Origin of the sequence: Propionibacterium australiense, from assembly GCF_003666605.1 — a bacterium.
Lineage (GTDB): Bacteria > Actinomycetota > Actinomycetes > Propionibacteriales > Propionibacteriaceae > Propionibacterium > Propionibacterium australiense.
This window is the reverse complement of the sequence record NZ_RCIV01000002.1, coordinates 158,855-176,316: the sequence shown is the minus strand read 5'-3', so window position 1 is coordinate 176,316 and position 17,462 is coordinate 158,855. Positions and strand designations below refer to the sequence as shown.

Sequence of the window (17,462 nt, the reverse complement as noted above, 5' to 3'; positions counted from 1 at the left end):
CCCTCAGCGGACGTTGAAGTAGCCGGCCTGCGGGTGCGTCAGGACGATCGCGTCGGTCGACTGCTCCGGGTGCAGCTGGTGCTCGGCGCTCAGCTCGACACCGATGCGCTCCGGGCGCAGCAGCTCCCGGATGATCCGGCGCTGACCCAGGTCGGGGCAGGCGCCGTAGCCGAGGCTGAAGCGCTCGCCGCGGTAGTCCTGGCGGCGCAGCACCGCGGCGACGTCCTCGTCGGCCGCGGCGATGCCCAGTTCGACGCGCACACGGTGGTGCCACAGCTCCGCGAGGGCCTCGGCCAGCTGCACCGACAGGCCGTGCAGCTCCAGGTAGTCGCGGTAGGAGTCGGACTCGAACAGGGCCCCGGTGGCCTGCGACAGCCGCGGCCCCACCGTGACGAGCTGCAGGCCCAGCGTGTCGGGGCCGAACCGTTCGGCCTCGGCGCGGTCGCGGAAGAAGTCCGCCAGGCACAGCCACGGCTCTCGGCTCTGCCGGGGGAACTCGAAGCTCGCCACGACGGCGTCGAGATCGCCGGGGCGGGCCGGGTCGACGACGTGGAGGCTGCCCCCGGCACTCCAGCAGGGGAAGTAGCCGTAGACGACGCCCGGCACGGCCCACTGCTCGGCCCTGATCCGGTCGAGCCAGGCACGCAGGTGCGGTGTGCCGTCGGTTGCCACGACGTCCTCGTAGGAGCGGTCGTCGTCGGCCTTCAGCCCCCAGCGGCCGCGGAACAGGGCCCGCTCGTCGAGCCAGGCGACGATCTCGTCCAGGCCGATGCCCTTGGCCACGCGGGTGCCCCAGAACGGGGCCGGCGGCACGTCGACACCGCCGGGGACGGGCCTGGTAATCAGTGAGCGTTCGGGGGCGGGTTCGGGCGCCGGTCCCGACCTGACCGGGACGCGGCGTTCGCGGGGGGCGGGCAGCGCCGCGTCCGGGTCGCCGTTCTTGACGGCCATGACCGTCTCCATGAGCGCCAGCCCCTCGAAGGCGTCCTTGGCGTAGCGCACCTGGCCGCTGAACGTGCTCGCCAGGTCGTGCTCGACGAAGCCCCGGGTCAGGGCGGCGCCGCCGAGCAGTACCGGGTACTTCCCGGCGAGGCCGCGCCGGTCGAGTTCGGCGAGGTTGTCGCGCATGACCATCGTCGACTTCACGAGCAGGCCGCTCATGCCGATGGCGTCGGCGTCGTTGGCCTCGGCGGCGGCGATGATCTCGTCGATGGACTGCTTGATGCCCAGGTTGACGACCTTGTAGCCGTTGTTCGAGACGATGATGTCGACCAGGTTCTTGCCGATGTCGTGGACGTCGCCCCTGACCGTGGCGAGCACGAGGGTGCCCTTGTCGGGCCCCTCGGCGGCGTCCATGAACGACTCGAGGTGGGCGACGGCCTGCTTCATCGTCTGGGCGGAGGCCAGGACGAAGGGCAGCTGCATGCGGCCCGAGCCGAAGAGCTCGCCGACCTCCTTCATGCCGCCCAGCAGGTCGTTGTTGATGATGTCGAGCGGCTCGCGGGTAGCCAGGGCCTCGTCGAGGTCGGCGGTCATCCCGTCGGCCTCGCCCTCGACGATGCGCCGGTGCAGCCGCTCGGGCAGCGGCAGGGCCGCGAGCTCGGCCGCCCGGCCGGCCCGCACGTCGGCCGCCGAGACGCCCTCGAAGAGTTCGAGCATCCGGGTCAGCGGGTCGTAGCCGGCGCTGCGGCGGTCGTAGAGCAGGTCGAGGGCCGCCTCGCGCTGCTCGTCGGGGATGCGGTCCATCGGCATGATCTTCGCGGCGTGGACGATGGCGGAGTCCAGGCCGGCGCCGAGCGCCTCGTGCAGGAAGACCGAGTTGAGCACGACCCGCGCCGCCGGGCTGAGGCCGAAGGAGATGTTCGAGATCCCGAGCGTGGTGTGCACGCGCGGGTGGCATCTGGTGAGCTCACGGATGGCCTCGATGGTCTCGATGCCGTCGCGGCGGGTCTCCTCCTGTCCGGTGGCGATCGGGAAGGTGAGGCAGTCGACGAGGATGTCCGCCTCGTCCATGCCCCAGTCCTCGGTGAGCGTGGCGATGAGGCGCTCGGCGACGCGGAGCTTCCACTCGGCGGTGCGGGCCTGGCCCTCCTCGTCGATGGTCAGGGCGACGACGGCGGCGCCGTGCTCGGCGACCAGCGGCATGACCTGGTTGATCCGCGAGTCCGGGCGGTCGCCGTCCTCGAAGTTGACCGAGTTGATGATGGCGCGCCCGGCCAGGTGCTCCAGCCCGGCGCGGATCACCTCGGGCTCGGTGGAGTCGATCATGACCGGCAGCGTCACGTCGGTGCTGAAGCGGGAGGCCAGGGCGGCCATGTCCTGCCTGCCGTCGCGTCCGACGTAGTCGACGCACAGGTCCACCACGTGGGCGCCCTGGCGGGTCTGGGCGCGGGCGATCTCGACGCAGCCGTCCAGGTCGCCGGCGAGCATCTTCTCGCGGAAGGCCTTGGAGCCGTTGGCGTTGGTGCGCTCCCCCACGGACAGGTAGCTGGTGTCCTGCCTCAGCTCGGTGGGCGCGTAGAGGCTGGAGACGGCGTTGAGGTGTTCCGGCCGCCGGCCGGCGACCGGGCGGTCGGCGCCGATCGCCTCGCGCAGGGCGGCGATGTGCTCGGGTGTGGTGCCGCAGCACCCGCCGACGAGTCCCAGCCCGAAGTCCTGGGTGTACTCCAGCAGGCTCTCGGCGAGTTCACCGGGGCTCAGCGGGTAGCGGGCGCCGGTCAGGGTGATCTCGGGCATCCCGGCGTTCGGCATGGCCATGAGGCCGCAGCGGGCGTGGGCCGACAGGGTGCGCAGGTGCTCGCGCATCTCGGCCGGCCCCGTGGCGCAGTTCATGCCGATCATGTCGATGCCGAGCGGTTCGAGGGCGACGAGGGCGGCGGCGATCTCGCTGCCGACGAGCATCGTGCCCGTGGTCTCGACGGTCACCGAGACGATGATGGGCAGGTCCACCCCGGCCCTGGCGCAGGCGTGCCTGGCGGCGATGACCGCGGCCTTGGCCTGCAGCAGGTCCTGGCAGGTCTCGAGCTGGATGGCGTCGACGCCCTCGCCGATCATCGCGTCGAGCTGGGCCTCGTAGGCGGCGACGAGGGTGGCGAAGTCGACCTGCCCCAGGCTCGGCAGCTTGGTGCCGGGACCCACCGATGCGCTCACCCAGCGCCGGCCGGGCGCCTCGTCGGCGGCCTGGCGGGCGAGACGGGCGCCGGCTGCCGCCAGCTCGCCGATGCGGTCGTAGCAGCCGTACTCGGACAGGTTCGCCCAGTTGCAGCCGAAGGTGTTGGTCGTGATGATGTCGGAGCCGGCCGCCAGGTAGCCGTCGTGGACCGAACGCACCACATCGGGTCGCGTGACGTTGAGCATCTCGTTGCAGCCCTCGGCGCCGTCGAAGTCGGCGCCCGTCAGGTCCCAGTTCTGCAGCATCGTGCCCATGCCGCCGTCCCCGACGAGGACTCGGGCGGCCAGGGCCTCTCGCAAACTCAACGCATCCACCCGCCCAAGCGTATGCGGGTGCGGCGGCTGTTCCCTGCCGGCGCACATCTGGCGAACGCCGCGTGACGGTCCAAGGCGCGCCGCCGGCCCCGGCCCGCCAACACGCGGCAGGAGCGGCGCGGCGTTGGAGCCGGTCATTACCCTTGAGGCATGGCCGAGTCAGCTGAGACGCGCATGCCGTCCGTCGTGATCGCCGCCTTCGAGGGCTGGAACGACGCCGCGGATGCCGCCACTGGCGTCATCAGGCATCTCGCGAGCACCTACCCGACCGAGCTGTGGCACCGCCTCGACTCGGAGGAGTACTACGACTTCCAGGCCACCCGCCCGCGCGTCGAGCTCATCGACGACGAGCCGAAGATCAGCTGGCCGGCCACCGAGATCTCGCTGTGCCATCTGCCGCACCGCGACGCACTGCTCATCTCGGGCCCCGAACCGAACATGCACTGGCGCTCGTACTGCGAAGGGCTCATCTCGGCGATCCGTTCGGTCGAGCCCGAGCTCGTCGTCATCCTGGGGGCCATGCTCACCGACTCGCCGCACTCGCGGCCGCTGCCGGTCAACGCCTCGTCCAGCCACGGCGTCCTGACGAGGGAACTCGGTATCGCCCCGAGCGACTACGAGGGCCCGATCGGTATCGTCGGCGTGCTGGCGGACGCCTGCGAGCGGGTCGGCCTGACCTGCGTGACGCTGTGGGCCTCGGTGCCGCACTACGTCGCCACGCCCCCGAGCCCGAAGGCGACGCTGAGCCTGCTGACGAGGGTCGAGGACCTCGTCGACGAGGCGCTCGACCCGGGCGAGATCCCCGAGCTGGCGCAGGCCTGGGAGCGCGGGGTCAACGAGCTGGCCAGCAACGACCCGGACGTCGCCGAGTACATCAGCGACCTCGAGGAGCAGCAGGACGCCGAGGAGCTGCCCGACACGACGGGCGACACCCTGGCTGCCGAGTTCCAGCGCTATCTGCGCCGGCGCAATCTGTGAGGGGCCTTCCTGCCCGGGTCCGAAGGCCCGGGGCGGGCCGGCTGAGCCGTGCCTGCCGTCCGGCCGGAACCCCGCGGCGCCCGTGACCGGGGTGCAGATCGCACCGGCTGACCACCGTGGTGCCGGGGCCCGTGCCTGGCGGGCAGTCGGGTTCGGTGACGCCTGAGCCCGGGGCGCGCACCCCGGGTCCCGGTGTCTTCGAGGGGTCCGGTCAGGCGAGGGCGCCCATCGGGTCCCACAGGGGCAGTACGACCGGCTCGGTGTCGAGGACGGCGGCCAGCTCCGCCGACAGGAGCCGGCGCGGCACTGCGACCTCGTAGACGTACTCGGCGAACCAGGAGTCGTTCATCGTCCAGAAGCCCTTGTCGGCCTTCTCGTCGCCCCACGAGTTCTCGACCCGCCAGCGGCGCGGGACGCCGTCGAGCAGGTCGACGCCGGTGAGCACCATGGCGTGCGTCATGGCGGACTGGCCGCTGACCATGCGTTCGGCCTTCGTCGTGGACATGTCGATGCCGTAGACGCCCTCGTAGTCGTGCAGCCGGGCGTCCCAGATGCCCCGCTCCCGGTCGGACTGCGGGACCGTGTCGCAGCCGAACCAGACCGGCTGGCCGTCGCAGATGATCTGGGCTGCGAGCTGTTTGATGACGTCGATCTCGACGTTGAGGTAGCGCACCGGGCGCCCGCCCACGACGTTGCCGAGGTGGTCGACGGTGAGCATGCGGTTGTAGCCGCTGCTCGGGCGCGGGTCGTTGACCAGGCAGACGTAGTCGTCGACGTCGACGGTGAGCACCTGGGCGGCGAACTGGGCCGGGGTGAGCTCGCCGCCGCGCACGAAGTTCTTGTCCTTGTCGCGGTACTGCCACAGGAAGCGGGCCGGCGGGGTGCCCAGGTGGATGCACAGCACGCGGTGGACCTGTTCGAGGATCTCCCGGCGGGCCTGCTCGCCGCGGCCCTGTGCGGTGGCCTCGCGGACGATGAGGGCGCCGCGGCGCAGGATCTGTTCGAGCTGGGCGTTCATCGAGCCGGTGTTCGAGCTGGAGAAGGTCTCGGGCATCGCGTACTTGGGGACGACGCCGTACTTGGTGACGAGGGAGACGAACATGTCCCACTGGCCGCCGTCGCCGATCGGGTCGGCGAGCAGCTGGTGGACGGTGCGGTCGTCGAGCTCGCGGTCGGCCAGTTCGATCATCGAGGTGCAGAACCAGTTGGCCTTCTCGAGCTTGTCCCAGAAGTGCAGATAGGCCTGGCTGAACTCGAAGTCCGGTTCGAGGTTGAGCCGGTCGATGACGCCGCTGCGCAGCAGGTTGAGGCCGCTGAACAGCCAACAGCGGCCGGACTTCTTCTGGTTGGCGGCGCTCCAGCTGTCCACCCGGTTCGAGACGCTGGGGTCGATCGAGGCGACGACGGCCCGGTCGAGGCTGATCGTGTCGATGTCGGTGGTGGCGACGGCGTTCTGGGCGATCCGGGCGGCCGGGTCGGCGGCGAAGCGCTCGGTCAGCGCGGCGATGGTGTCCTGGTCGAGGGATGGGTTCGGTGTGCTCACCGCACCAGGATATCCCCTCCGGTTGAGAACCGTTCGCAAACCTGGTGGTTGGGGCCGCTCACCCGCTGGGCGGCCCGGAAGGCTGCTGACGGTTCAGTGGGCGCAGGCCGCGGTGGCCTGCTCGCGCAGCTGGCGCACCATCTGGTCGGGGTCGTCGGCGCGGAAGACCGCGGTGCCCGCGACGAAGACGTCGGCGCCGGCCTCGGCGCAGCGGCCGATCGTCTCGACGCTGACTCCCCCGTCCACCTGGATCCAGATGTCCTGGCCGGTGGCGGCGACGAGCCGACGGGTGCGCCTGATCTTGGGCAGCACGAGGTCGAGGAACTTCTGGCCGCCGAAGCCCGGTTCGACGGTCATGAGCAGCACCTGGTCGAGTTCGCCGAGCATGTCGGCGTAGGGCTCGATCGGGGTGGCCGGTTTGAGGGCCATGGAGGCGCGGGCGCCGAGCCGGCGCAGCTCGCGGGTCAGCCGGATCGGGGCGCCGGAGGCCTCGACGTGGAAGGTGACCGACTCGCAGCCGATCTCGGCGAACTGCGGCGCGTAGCTGTCGGGGTTGTCGACCATGAGGTGAATGTCCATGGGCAGCGCGGTGCGTCGGCGCAGGGCCTCGACGACCGGCAGGCCGAAGGTCATGTTCGGCACGAAGTGGTTGTCCATGATGTCGACATGCACGGCGTCGCTGCTGGGGATCTTCTCGAGGGTGCCGGCGAGGTCGGACAGGTCGGCGTTGAGCACGCTGGGCGTGATGCGCATGGTCACGGCGCAAGTCTATGGCCATGGCCTGAAGGAGGACCAGCCGACTACCCCAAACCACGAACAGACCCCCAATGAGGCCCGCCTCGGCCTCGGCGGCACCGCCACGCGACACGATGACCCCGTCACCGCTCCCGATCTACGAATTCCGCAACCAGACGCAGACCAGACACTGGCCAGCCGACTGCTCGCTGGACCACCTGATGCCGCACCCGTGCGAGTCGCCGGCCCCTCTTGTGGCCCACCCATCCAAGAGCTACGCTACGTAGCGTAGCGAAAGCGAGGTGTCATGAACATCGAGTCGAAAGTACGACCGGCTGTGCTCGCCGCCATTGAGGCTCGGGGCTATCGCGGGGTGACCTTTGAAGGAATTGCCGCCGCCTCCGGTGTGGCCAAGACAACCCTCTACCGACATTGGCCGACCAAGGCCGAACTGGTGTTCGCAACCGTGATGCATGATCGGGAGCTGCCGGCATTGGAGTGTGAACCGACGATTCCTGACGCCAGCAGAGTGCTGGCGCGTCGCGTCAGTGTTTTTCTGGGCAAGGACGAAGCAGCCCGGGTCATGCCGGCGGTGCTCCTCGACATGGCCAACGACCCGGTGTTGAGCAGACGGCTTCAACAGGGAGTGGTGGCGCAGGGACGCAGCGAGATCGAGGACCTGCTGAGAAGAAGTCATCTCACCCCTGTTGCCGGACTCGGAGCCGGCGATGTCCAGGCGGTGCTCCTCGGCGCCGCACAGGCGTGGCTGACACTGACCGATCTTCCGCTCAGGGAACTCGAGGACAGGCTGTGCGCGTTGGCCGCCTCACTGCTCTGCGAGAGGAATGACCATGTGGGCGGTTGAGTATCGACGCCATGGCGGCCCGGAGGTCCTCGAAATCATCGAGCGCCCGGTTCCGGACCTGCGTCGGGGGCAGGCACTCGTCCGCGTGCTGGCGAGTTGCGTCAGCCGCATCGACGCGAGATACATGCACGGGCGTCTCCCCCACGGGATCGGTTTCCCCAAACAGGTCGGTTTCGACGCCATTGGTCAGGTGGTCGACGCGAATGGCACCGGTTTGGGCGAAGGCTCATGGGTTGCCATCGTGCTCGGTTTGGAGCCCCTCACCCGACGCGGAACCTCCGTGGAGATGCTTGCGATCGAGCCGAGCCGCTGCGGGGTCTTCCCGCCGGATTACACACCCGATCCGCAAGATTGCGCTCTGGCGCTCGGTGGCTTGACGGCCCTCAAGGCGGTCCGGGACGTGCTGAGAACTCAACCGGGGCAACGCCTACTCGTCTTGGGGGCGGGTGGCCCCGTCGGCCTCGCCGCCATCCAGATCGCCGCCCGGCATGGCGCCACGGTGGACGCTGTCGCGGGACAACGAGCGCTCACCACGTGTCGCGATCTGGGTGCCCAGGAGGCCTGGGACCATCGCGACGATCTCGAGGAGATTCAATCCAGTCGCGGCTATGACGGCATGGTGGCAGCAGCAGGGAGACCCGCTGAATGGTTGACCGCCGTGCGCCCCGGCGGACGCACGGTCGTCGTTGACGGAGGGGCATGGCCGGCAACCGTTGCGCCCGCACTGCGACAACACGTCACGAGCCTGCCGGTCGCCGCGGGCCATGCCTCACAGGACCTGGCCTGGCTTGCCCGCGCGATCGCTGCGCGAGAGCTCATGCCAGTTGTCGGCTCGTGGCACAGCCCGAAGCGAATTCGCTCGGCATACGAGGAACTCGATTCCGGCAACACCCTCGGCGCTCGTTTGATCGACCATTCGGAGATGCCATGACTCACCATGCCCCGGCCTTCTTCCGGTACACCAATGCAGATCCGAGAGACATCAACCGCCACTGTCCCGCGGATGACCTGATGCCTCATTCCGCAGACCGATGGGTGCGCTGTATCGACATCAACGCTCCGCAGGGTTTCGTGTACCGCTGGCTCTGCCAACTCACAGTTGCTCCATACAGCATCGACTGGCTGGACCATCCGGGACGTCGTAGTCCCCGGACGCTGACCCTGGACGCAGAACGCCTGACGATCGGGCAGCCCTTCCTGATCTTCGCCATCGACTCGTTCGTGTCCGGGAAGTCCATCAGCGGACGCTCCCGACCTCAATTCATCCCGGTCTACGGTGACATCGCGGTGTCATACGAGGCGCTCCCCCGAAGCCCCAAGACCACCCGCCTTCAGGCAACGGCCTGTCTTTCTCGCCGGACTCCTGCCCTCACCCGCACGTTCCTGGCCCTGGGAGACAAGATCATGGCAGGCCGCCAGCTGAAGAACCTGAAGGCACTCGCGGAGCAGAGCTCCAGCTCGTAACCACCGGGGAACTCGGCGCCATCGGGGAACTCGATGACCGCCTCATCAACCGCACGTCCCGGCATGGCTGGAACGGCACGCCGAGTCCGGTGAAGACAACGTCGTTCGGATCAACCGAGGCCGAGACCATCCGTTCTCGACAGCGCTCAGTATGACGGAGGCCAGGGGGATTCATCTGATCGTCAGAACGCCGAACCCAACGCAGAACTGCGTGATAAACGCCCCGAACGCGAACGAGCGGAACCGGTCATCGTTGTCGATGACTATGGTGACAACCAGCAATCCCTGATTCCTCCCTGAAGGCATTCATCCTAGTGACCAGTACAAGCCTTCATCCAAGCACCCCCTCACCAAGTGTTTGCCTTCGTGCACAGAGTATTCCTGGCAGCCCAATCCACACGATCTCGTGCCTGCTCCTCGACTAAATAGTCGGAGATTCACCCCTCACTCACCCACACAATGGACCCATCTTCACCACCAAGAGGCGACCACGTCGTTATCATGAGTCAGCAATTACCACAACCCTGAACCTCCCCCCATCTGCAGGAAAATGAAGGCCATTGACCCATTCGGAATAAGGCTTGTAATGTCCCCGGTGGACTTATTCCGGAAGGTTAAGTCATATTGACATACCTAAACACCCCCGAAAGGAGTACCATGAAACTCCAGCTTGCATTGGATGATTTGGATTTTGATGACGCGACAGAACTAATATCAACGGTCCAAGAATTTATAGATATCATCGAGGTCGGCACACCCATGATCACTAGATATGGGATGGAGCCAGTTCGTCGTTATCACACAGAATTTCCACATCTCGAAATACTCGCAGACACGAAGATCATGGATGTCGGCGCTTACGTTGCCGCTCTCGCATTCGAAGCTGGCGCAGATTACTGCACTGTATTGAGCGTCACGGATATCAGCACCATCAAAGGATGCGTCGAAATGGCTGCTACACATGGCCGTAACGTGTATGTCGACATGATCTGCCAACCAGATATCCCCGCCCGTGTCGCCGAGTTGGAGGACATTGGGGTATGCCATTTCGGGGTTCACACCGGAGTCGACCAACAAGCGCAGGGACGCACCCCGCTTGATGACCTCTCAGTCCTGACGGAATGCACTAAACACTCCATGATCGCAGTCGCAGGAGGGATCTCCCCAACAACCATCCTCTCCTATGCCAAGCTCGGACCAGAAGTCATCGTCGTCGGGTCCGGTATTACTCACTCCGAAAACCCTGTGACAGCGGCCAGCAGCATGCGAGAAGCCCTCCACACCGTGTCATCATGAGGAGCCAACATGCCACTGCCTGAACTCAACACCATCATCGATGAATTAACCCAAGCCTCGGCCTATGTTGATCGAGAACAAGTCCGTGCTTTATGCGAGGCCTGCCAGCGCGCTGAACGCGTTTTCGTCAGCGGTGCCGGACGCTCGGGGTTCGTCGCACGCGCACTCTCAAATCGCCTGCTCCATCTCGGGATCAACGTCTCATTCGTCGGTGAACCGACGACCCCGCCCATCACAGCCAACGATCTGCTCATCATCATTTCCGGCTCAGGTGCCACGGCCAGCCTTCGTGTCATGGCGGAGAAGGCATGCGCGCTGAATGCCACGCTCGCAACAATAACCCTCAACCCACAGGGCCCCGTTGCACAAATGGCATCCCATCGCATCATTCTGCCGGGCCGGACCCACTTGGCGATGCAGGTTGAAACACCCATCGCGTCCAAACAGTTCTCCGGATCACTTTTTGAGCAGATGGCTTGGCTCACCTGCGATGCCCTTGTCATGCTGCTTCGCCATGAGATGTCTCAAAGCGTTGAGGTGATGCAAACTCGCCACGCCAACTTAGAATGAACCACGGCATGCAGCGTACGACGACTCCCTTGAACCAGAAAATCACCGTCACCACCCCATATCTTTACCGCGGTTCTGTATTCTGCACTCCACCTCAACAGTTTTGACCTACCAGTCGAAACCATTTTTCACTGCTCTGCACTGTGCCATTTCTAATACAATCCTCGATATAAGGAAGTCCATGTTTGATCAGATCGGCCGCACTGTCTCTCGACATCCAGCTTTGTTCATCATCGCTTGGATGCTGCTACTGAGCGCCATGGTCTACTTAACTTTTCAAGGCATGGGGCATGGCGGTCTCTTCGACCGCTTGACAAGCACGAACGCCCCCACTCCCGATACTGAGTCTGACCGTGTTACTTCGCTGACAACCTCTGACGAGACCGATGGTGAAACAGTGACAGTCATCATCAGCGACGTTGACATGGGTAACGACCCTGCAGAACTCTCCGCTGCCGTGTCGATGGCTCGCAAGACCCTGTCCGATCTTGAAGACGTCGTCTCGGTACAGGACGCTTTCATGATGCCTGATCCGAGTTCCCAAGAAGCTAAAGCTCTGCTCTCAAGCTCCGGTGATGGCTACGTTGAACTCGTCACACTCGCTGAAGGCCTCGACGACGAACGTTCACAGGCAGCTAACGACCGGGTTGCCAAAACGGCCGAGGGCGCCTATCTAGACGCACTACGTCAGCACTCACCCAACGCGAATGCTCACGCAGTGTCGTCGAAGCTCATCAGTGATTCCATTGGCCAACTGGTCCAAAAAGATCTTGCTCAAGGAGAATCAGTGAGCCTGCCGGTTGCACTTGTCCTGCTGGTGATCGTCTTCGGCGGCCTGCTGGCCGCCGGTCTACCGCTCGTCAACGCGGTCATCTCGATCCTGGTCGGGATGGGCGCGCTGTGGTGTCTGACTTTCGCTCTCGATGTGCACTCGTTCATCCTCAATGTCATCTCAATTCTGGGACTGGCCTTGTCGATCGATTATGGCCTGCTCTTCGTCAGCCGTTACCGCGAGGAGGCCGCCGCCCAGCTGGCCAGGGCCGGCTGGAATGATGGCGAACTGCCCGCCGGGGACGCCATGAAGGACCTCGTCCGGGCCACCGTCGTGCGCACGGTCGCCACCGCGGGCCGCACCGTCTCGTTCTCGGCGCTGACCATCGCCTGCTCCATTGCGGGTCTGCTTGTTCTTCGCACTCCAATGTTCAAGACGATTGCCGCTGGCGCTGCCATTGTGGCACTGGTCGCGGTTCTGGGGACGGTTACGCTCGTGCCGGCGATCATCACGCTGCTCGGCGCCCGCCTCGTCCGCCCCAGCGCCCTGAGCCGGGTGCCGGGGCTGCGGCGTGTCCTCGCCGCGGTGGGCGACACATCGTCCGACGACGGCGTGTTCAGCCGCCTGTCGCGCCGCGTCGTGGCGCACCCGTGGATCGTCATTCTTACCATCGCAGCTGCGCTGTCCGTTATGGCGAGTCCTGTTGTTTCCATGCACATGCGGACAAACATCATCGAGTACATGCCAGCAGGTTCTTCCGTGCGCGCCGGCTACGACATCCTCCAGGACGATTACCCGGCGCTGGCCAGCCCGACGATCAGCATCGTCGCGCAGACCGACCCGACCACCGCGGCCGGGTTCGTGTCAGACCTCGGCGCCATGGACGACGTCACCCACGTCACGGCCACCGATCTTGCCGACCACGAGCACATGACGCTCATCAGCGTCCTCATGGACGTCGACGACCCGGTCGGCCCGCGAGCCACCGACGCCGTCGACCAGATCCGCGCCATCGACCCCGGCTACCAGGTCTGGGTAGGCGGCCAGGCAGCCCAGCAGACCGACTTCATCGATGCCATGGTTGATCGAGCGCCTTGGGCGGCGCTCATCGTCGTCGCGGCCGTCTTCGTGCTGCTGTTCTGCATGACCGGCTCGCTCATCATCCCCCTGAAGGCGCTCATCATCAACACCTTCTCGCTGGTCGCCTCACTCGGGGCGACGGCCTGGCTGTTCCAGGGCGGCCACCTGGGGCTGCCGCAGACAGCCGGTATGCAGACCTTCATCGTGGCCTGCCTCATGGCGTTCGGTTTCGGCCTGGCGATGGACTACGAGGTCTTCCTGCTGGCCCGCATCACCGAGTACTGGCAGGCCGGCTACGACAACGACGAGGCAGTCGCCCGCGGCCTGCAGCGCTCGGGCCGCATCATCACCTCCGCGGCCGCCATCATCATCGCCGTCTTCCTCGGCTTCGTCTCGGGCGAGATGATCTCCATCAAGGAACTCGGGGTGGGACTGGCCATCATGGTCGCCGCCGACGCCACCCTCGTGAGGCTGCTGCTCGTACCGGCGACGATGACGGTACTCGGCCAGTGGAACTGGTGGGCCCCCGGGCCACTAGCCAAACTTTACAGGCATTTCCTGCCAGGAAAAAGCTGACAGCCCACAGCCAAAATTGCTTTTTGGGGAGATTTGTGCAACTGCCATCTCATTCAGACAACCGGTTGCGGACGCAGCGATGGCTTCCGCCGAGTAAATGAACCCATCAATCAGCATGTCAGATCGAAAGGGGAAACAAACAAATGAAGGCATTAGTCACAGGTGCTACTGGTTTTGTGGGGAGAAGTTTGGTGGAAGATCTTCTTGATCGAGGACACGATGTCGTGGTTCTTGACCCCGACATCCAGCAGACTCGATCAATATTTCCCGAAGCCGTCTCAGTCAGACAGGGTTCACTTACTAACATGAATACAATCCAAGACGCGATGGCAGGAGTCGACACGGTCTTCAACCTCGCCAAGAATGAACACCCTAGCTCACATCGGAGCTACGATTCCTACTCCGAAGGCATTGTTGGTACTAAGAATATCCTAGCCTCATGGGAACAGAATCAGAATGTCTCACGTATCATCGTTCAGAGCACCATCGCCGCCACAGGCCCCTCCAGAGATGGCTTCCCTCTCACCGAGGAAAGCGAACTACGGCCACTCACGAATTATGGTCGTTGTCAGGCAAACGTGGAATTCGCCGCTCTACGTCACCGCGCGGAAACAGGAAGCCCCGTGGTAATCATCAGATCCGTCATGACATATGGGGAAGGCAGCCAAGACTGGTATCGCTTCTTCGAGCTCATCAAAAAATCATCCCAGCATAACTACCCCTTGATAATCCCAGGAAGTCACAAGAACCTGTCAGACTTCTGTTATGTCAAAAACCTAACAAGAGGAATGATTGACGCAGCCGAATCAGATAGCACCGTAGGGCAAACCTATTTTCTCTCCGACTCGAGGCCGTACACCTTCCAAGAAATTATCGAGGGCATAGCAGCAGCCTACCAGCTGACACCACCCGAAAGGAATTTCCCTCGAGCTCCACTGTTAGGAATATCCCATGTCGTTGATACTTTATCAGGAATATTTGGTTTTACCGCTCCATTAACTCCTCGTGATATTCAGTGGATGACAACTAACTACTGGTTCTGTTCCTGTGAAAAAGCACGTCGAGATTTTGGCTATTCCCCTGAATTCTCCATCACAGATGGCCTCGCCAGAACTATGCGTTGGCTTCGTGATAACTGGACCCACACATAGAACGTAAGGCCTACTAAGTTGCCAACTGGTAGAGCTCAGCTAGTAACTTGACTTTATTTCGCCTTCCATGAATAAGTTCCGATGGCGATCTACACCTCATCACATCCCCTCAGAACATCGTTCAGTCAAAAACACCATCTAGCAAATGAATCGAGATCCATGACAAATCACAGGGTAGTAATAACTGGGCTAGGAGCAGTGTCTCCATACGGAGTGGGTGCACACACGTTGTGGCGTTCAGTAGTCAGTGGAAAGATCGCTGTAGGTGAATTGCATTCGCTCTCCAAGTTTGAGATATCCCCTCCACCGCTCGGAGCCGAGCTATGTGATTTCGACTTCGCCGCGGAATTTCCCCAAGCAGCAACCTATGCGAACCTAACGGATCGGGGCATGCAGCTAGCTCTTGTCGCAGCTCAAGAGGCGTTCGATGATGCCCATTTGACAGATACCTTGGGTAAAATAATTCCAAATGATCAGTTCGGTGTATATCTTGGAACAACCACAGCAGGGATAGCGAGCGCCGCCGACATGGCAACCTCGCATCTCACTAGGTCCCCTCGTCCCATTTCCTCATTAGCCCATACTTTTTGTCCTGGGGCCTGGCCTGACCTGATTGCGCATCATTTTTCAGCCAACGGCATCCTGCGTTCGGCTAGCACCAGCTGCTATGCAGGTGGAGAATCGGTGGGACTTAGCTTCCGCGATATCAAGACAGGCCGAACAACCGTCGCGCTCGCGGGCGGCTGCGACGCACCCATTATCATCACCAACTACATGGGGTTCCGGGTCATCGGCGCGACGTCACGGTGGACTGGCGAGCCAGCTCAAGCATGCAAGCCGTTCTCTGCCAACAGGGACGGCATGGTCTTCGGAGAGGGTGCCGGTTTCCTCATCCTGGAAGACTTGAGTTCGGCTCTTGAGCGGAACGCACACATTTATGGGGAAGTCATCGGTTATGCCGCAACATCAGATGGTGAAGACATGGTAAGACCTTCCCATGAGGGCTCTCGGTGGTCAGATGCCATCCAACAGGCTCTTACTGAAGCACGCATATCGCCGAACCATATTGACTATATCAGTTGCCATGGGACCGGAACCCGCGAAAACGATAGAGCGGAAGTTCGGGCCATTACGGATGCGCTCGGTAGAACCGACACGCCAATTGGCTCCATCAAGTCAATGATTGGCCACGCATTCGGTGGAGCGAGCGCGCTGGAATTAGTGTGTCTGAGTATGACCCTCCGTGAAAAAATTCTTCCGCCCACCATGAACTATTCTACACTTGATCCGGAGTGCAACATGGACTGCGTGCCGAATGAAGCACGCACTATCGAAAAGTGTGACTACGTATTAAAGACTGCAACTGGATTTGGGGGATCAAACATGGCCTTGGTACTAGCAGATTGGAGTGACTAATATGAGACAGTTTGTGACCGGCACAGGCTATTCTTCCGGAGGAATTCATGGGGCTAGTTCTCTCTGGCATGCGCTGACTACGAAAACAAGCTCTCTCGTGCACCACCCAAGACATTCGGGAAAGCAATTTCTGTGCTCCGCCCCCACCAGGGTACCGCTGGAAAATTACCCAGAACTCGGCAGGCGAACCCGGTACATGGACGATCAAGTTCTCTACGCAACGACGACTGCGCTCGACTGCGCAGGTGAGATGTCCATCCGGGAACTCTCCTCCCAAGAATACTTGAACCCGGAAGATATTGGCGTCATAATGGGGACTGCTTTCGCGCAAATCGAGTTCGGCATCAGCCAGATGAAGAAAGTTGTCAGCGGGAAACCGGGCAGAATATCTCCTCGCACCGGCATGGCATTCTACTTCGGATCGAGTGTAGGAGAAATCTCCAGCATCTTAGGAACGAAAGGAGAGAACTGTGCTGTCACGACTGGGTCATGCATTGGCCCTGATGCGCTCGATATCGCGCTACAAACAATTGAGAAGAAACGAAATAAGGTTGTCCTTATCGGTGCCGCCGAGGCCGTTCCTCCGGATCTTCTCGTGGATTACTGCGCTGATTCACTCACTTTTTGCGAAGAAACAGCATACGAACCATTTTGCTCTCAATATACGGGGTTTGCTCCTGGCAATGGAGGCGCCGTCATAGGCGTTGAAGATCCGCAAACCGCACTCGCTCGAGGGGCAGTTCCCTTGGCCAGTGTGACTGCTGTAGGTACCGTCAACGCAAGCAGGTCTTTTTTGTCTCGAGACATCCTCATCGACGCCGAGTACCGAAAACTTATTACCAGACTCATAGACGACGCCCACATCACTTTTTCAGATATTGATCTAATCATTCCGACAGCGGATGGTGAACCGGCCACAACGAATTCAGAGCTCACCGCCATCACCGACCTGTTTCAACCAACCAGAAACCTGATTTACACACCAAATCCAATCACTGGATATGGAATCAGTTTCAGTGTTGTCACCAACATCATCACCGCTCTGCTCTGCCTGGGACACCAACAGGTCCCCGGTCTCGCCTGCGCAGTTGCTGAGGGCTGCGAAGAATGGTTCACCGGGAATGAAACCAAAGACCAGCAGATCAGAAATGTCCTCATCCTGCACCGCAGCCTGCTTGGTAGCAGGATCTCGGGCTTGATTCTGTCCGCTGAGGACAGCTGAAAAACCAATCCGAAGAACCTCGGTTTTGCTGCTTCACCTGCGGTTTTGGCTGGCATTAGGGCCGGACCAAATCTGCCCCTCATGCGACAACTGGAGGCCAGCAATGACGTTGCCTGCCAACACTAGCGTAACCCCCGATGATCCGCCGGTGCACGACCCAAGGCTGACAGTGCGCAGCCGCGCCATAGTCTGTCCTGTTGGGTGCCCCATGGCTTGAACTGCAGGTGTTTGACGCAATGTCGACGATTGAGCCGACGCGAACATCGGGCTCCGCTCGAACTCCGCCAACACGACAGGCAAAACAAAGG

Annotated in this window: 13 protein-coding genes; 10 read left to right on the top strand and 3 right to left on the bottom strand. The window is 62.7% G+C overall.

What is annotated here, in order from left to right; translation table 11 throughout:
• Positions 1–3: 3 nt before the first annotated feature.
• Positions 4–3,486 (bottom strand): methionine synthase, encoded by a 3,483-nt coding sequence (metH, locus tag D9T14_RS02835; protein ID WP_310648464.1) that lies wholly within the window; start codon positions 3,484–3,486, stop codon positions 4–6.
• A 150-nt stretch (positions 3,487–3,636) separates the two neighbouring features.
• Between metH and D9T14_RS02830 the strand changes: the two genes are divergently transcribed.
• Positions 3,637–4,464: a PAC2 family protein gene (locus tag D9T14_RS02830; protein WP_119160649.1), complete on the top strand. Its 828-nt coding sequence runs from the start codon at positions 3,637–3,639 to the stop codon at positions 4,462–4,464.
• 211 nt (positions 4,465–4,675) lie between these two features.
• On the opposite strand, the gene D9T14_RS02825 is transcribed toward D9T14_RS02830, so the two are convergent.
• Both D9T14_RS02825 and rpe read right to left on the bottom strand, forming a co-directional pair.
• Positions 4,676–6,007, bottom strand: a complete 1,332-nt coding sequence (locus tag D9T14_RS02825) for a C1 family peptidase (RefSeq protein ID WP_232012510.1) — start codon at positions 6,005–6,007, stop codon at positions 4,676–4,678.
• A 93-nt stretch (positions 6,008–6,100) separates the two neighbouring features.
• On the bottom strand, positions 6,101–6,766 hold the full coding sequence (rpe, locus tag D9T14_RS02820) for a ribulose-phosphate 3-epimerase (RefSeq protein ID WP_119160648.1): 666 nt from the start codon (positions 6,764–6,766) through the stop codon (positions 6,101–6,103).
• 283 nt (positions 6,767–7,049) lie between these two features.
• Between rpe and D9T14_RS02815 the strand changes: the two genes are divergently transcribed.
• The 9 genes from D9T14_RS02815 (at position 7,050) to D9T14_RS02775 (ending at position 17,154) form a co-directional block, all read left to right on the top strand.
• Positions 7,050–7,607 (top strand): TetR/AcrR family transcriptional regulator, encoded by a 558-nt coding sequence (locus D9T14_RS02815; RefSeq protein WP_119160647.1) that lies wholly within the window; start codon positions 7,050–7,052, stop codon positions 7,605–7,607.
• The gene (locus tag D9T14_RS02810) at positions 7,594–8,538 is read left to right on the top strand and encodes a quinone oxidoreductase family protein (RefSeq protein ID WP_119160646.1); all 945 of its coding nucleotides are present in this window, start codon (positions 7,594–7,596) and stop codon (positions 8,536–8,538) included. Before D9T14_RS02815 ends, D9T14_RS02810 begins: the two co-directional genes overlap by 14 nt.
• A gap of 80 nt (positions 8,539–8,618) precedes the next feature.
• Positions 8,619–9,071 carry a hypothetical protein gene (locus D9T14_RS02805; RefSeq protein ID WP_126464220.1) on the top strand — a complete coding sequence of 151 codons (453 nt, stop codon included), beginning with the start codon at positions 8,619–8,621 and terminating at the stop codon, positions 9,069–9,071.
• A gap of 657 nt (positions 9,072–9,728) precedes the next feature.
• On the top strand, positions 9,729–10,367 hold the full coding sequence (gene hxlA, locus D9T14_RS02800) for a 3-hexulose-6-phosphate synthase (RefSeq protein WP_119160644.1): 639 nt from the start codon (positions 9,729–9,731) through the stop codon (positions 10,365–10,367).
• 9 nt (positions 10,368–10,376) lie between these two features.
• Entirely contained in the window at positions 10,377–10,937 is a 561-nt protein-coding gene (gene hxlB / locus D9T14_RS02795; protein ID WP_119160643.1) for a 6-phospho-3-hexuloisomerase, read from the top strand.
• A 181-nt stretch (positions 10,938–11,118) separates the two neighbouring features.
• Entirely contained in the window at positions 11,119–13,365 is a 2,247-nt protein-coding gene (locus D9T14_RS02790; RefSeq protein ID WP_119160642.1) for an MMPL family transporter, read from the top strand.
• Between the two features lie 143 nt (positions 13,366–13,508).
• Complete coding sequence (locus tag D9T14_RS02785) at positions 13,509–14,516, top strand: NAD-dependent epimerase/dehydratase family protein (RefSeq protein WP_119160641.1); 1,008 nt, start codon at positions 13,509–13,511, stop codon at positions 14,514–14,516.
• An 81-nt stretch (positions 14,517–14,597) separates the two neighbouring features.
• On the top strand, positions 14,598–15,932 hold the full coding sequence (locus tag D9T14_RS02780) for a beta-ketoacyl-[acyl-carrier-protein] synthase family protein (protein WP_119160640.1): 1,335 nt from the start codon (positions 14,598–14,600) through the stop codon (positions 15,930–15,932).
• Position 15,933: 1 nt separating this feature from the next.
• The gene (locus tag D9T14_RS02775; protein ID WP_119160639.1) at positions 15,934–17,154 is read left to right on the top strand and encodes a beta-ketoacyl synthase N-terminal-like domain-containing protein; all 1,221 of its coding nucleotides are present in this window, start codon (positions 15,934–15,936) and stop codon (positions 17,152–17,154) included.
• The last annotated feature ends 308 nt before the right edge of the window (positions 17,155–17,462 follow it).

Bases quoted from the DNA above. Each gene is read 5' to 3' on its own strand.
- D9T14_RS02830 (WP_119160649.1), top strand. From the start codon at position 3,637: ATGGCCGAGTCAGCTGAGACGCGCATGCCGTCCGTCGTGATCGCCGCC.
- D9T14_RS02815 (WP_119160647.1), top strand. From the start codon at position 7,050: ATGAACATCGAGTCGAAAGTACGACCGGCTGTGCTCGCCGCCATTGAG.
- D9T14_RS02810 (WP_119160646.1), top strand. From the start codon at position 7,594: ATGTGGGCGGTTGAGTATCGACGCCATGGCGGCCCGGAGGTCCTCGAA.
- D9T14_RS02805 (WP_126464220.1), top strand. From the start codon at position 8,619: ATGCCTCATTCCGCAGACCGATGGGTGCGCTGTATCGACATCAACGCT.
- hxlA (WP_119160644.1), top strand. From the start codon at position 9,729: ATGAAACTCCAGCTTGCATTGGATGATTTGGATTTTGATGACGCGACA.
- hxlB (WP_119160643.1), top strand. From the start codon at position 10,377: ATGCCACTGCCTGAACTCAACACCATCATCGATGAATTAACCCAAGCC.
- D9T14_RS02790 (WP_119160642.1), top strand. From the start codon at position 11,119: ATGTTTGATCAGATCGGCCGCACTGTCTCTCGACATCCAGCTTTGTTC.
- D9T14_RS02785 (WP_119160641.1), top strand. From the start codon at position 13,509: ATGAAGGCATTAGTCACAGGTGCTACTGGTTTTGTGGGGAGAAGTTTG.
- D9T14_RS02780 (WP_119160640.1), top strand. From the start codon at position 14,598: ATGGCGATCTACACCTCATCACATCCCCTCAGAACATCGTTCAGTCAA.
- D9T14_RS02775 (WP_119160639.1), top strand. From the start codon at position 15,934: ATGAGACAGTTTGTGACCGGCACAGGCTATTCTTCCGGAGGAATTCAT.